We start from the raw sequence: 1180 nt of genomic DNA, 5'->3' as shown, positions 1-1180 counted from the left end.
CCTCCCCGTGGCTGGCGGCGACACCGGTGTTGCGCGCCGCCGACACCCCCTGGTTCGGGGTTCGGATGACCCGGCAGTCGAACCGGCCCGCCACCGCCACCGAGTCGTCGGTGCTGCCGTCGTCCACGACCAGCACCTCCACCCGGCGGTAGGTCTGCCCGAGGACCGCCTGGAGGCAGCGGCCGAGGGTGCGCGCGTAGTTGAAGTTGGGGATGATGACCGACACCAGCGGTGTCCAGTCCGGTGCGCTCCGCCCCTGGCCGGGCGTGGCGGCCCCAGCCGGCCGCGCGGCGCTCACAGGGCACCCGCCACGACGAGCACCGCCAGCCAGAGGCCGGCGTTGACGACGGTCGGGACGTCCCGGAACAGGTCGGACCCCGGGTCCCCACCGGTCCGCCGGACCGTGACGAGCTGGAGGTACCGGAAGACCGCGAAGGCCGCCAACGGGAAGGTGAGGACCACCAGCGCCGGGGCGGCGGCGGTCGGACCGAACCCGACGAAGTTGGCGTAGCTGATCAGGGCGGCCGCGAGCGTGACCACGATGACGTGGTCGAGGAACGCCACCGAGTAGCTGGCCAGGGTGGGTCGGTGCGCCAGCGCGGCCGGGTCCCGTTCGGCCAGCGTCAGCTCGTGGCGGCGCTTGCCCACCGCCAACAGCAGGCACGCGCAGTACACGCAGATCACCAGCCAGGGGTTGATGGCCGCCCCGACCGCCAGCGATCCGGCCACCGCCCGCAGGACGAACCCGGTGGCCACCACGGAGACGTCGACGAGCGGGCGGTTCTTGAGCACCAGGCAGTAGGCGAGGTTCAGAGCCAGGTAGCCACCGACCACCAGGGACACCGCCCAGGGGAGCAGCAGCGACCAGAGGACCAACGCGGCGCACCCCGCCGCGATGAGGCACCACGCGGTCGCGGTGCTGACCCGGCCACTGGCCAGCGGACGGTTCCGTTTCACCGGGTGCAGCCGGTCGGCCTGCCTGTCCCGCAGGTCGTTGAGCACGTACACGGTGGAGGACGCGGCGACGAAGGCCAGCACCGTGGCGAGGAGCGGCCAGAGGGAGGGCAGGACGGCGGCGGGCGCGGTCAGCAGCGGTGGGAGCACCACCACGACGTTCTTCACCCACTGCTTGGGCCGTACCAGGCGGATCAGGTCCCGGGGGCCGGCCCGCCCCGCCCCC

At 73.3% G+C, this 1180-nt stretch carries 2 protein-coding genes; both read right to left on the bottom strand.

The annotated features are described in order from the left end of the window. A partial coding sequence (locus tag ACTIDRAF_RS0224145) for a glycosyltransferase family 2 protein (RefSeq protein WP_026066448.1) occupies positions 1–226 on the bottom strand: 226 nt, incomplete at its 3' end. A gap of 68 nt (positions 227–294) precedes the next feature. Further along, positions 295–1180: UbiA prenyltransferase family protein (locus ACTIDRAF_RS0224140; RefSeq protein ID WP_016701250.1), on the bottom strand; the 886-nt coding region annotated here is incomplete at its 5' end.

Source organism: Actinoalloteichus spitiensis RMV-1378, assembly GCF_000239155.1.
Lineage (GTDB): Bacteria > Actinomycetota > Actinomycetes > Mycobacteriales > Pseudonocardiaceae > Actinoalloteichus_B > Actinoalloteichus_B spitiensis.
This window is presented reverse-complemented; position numbering and strand designations above follow the sequence as displayed.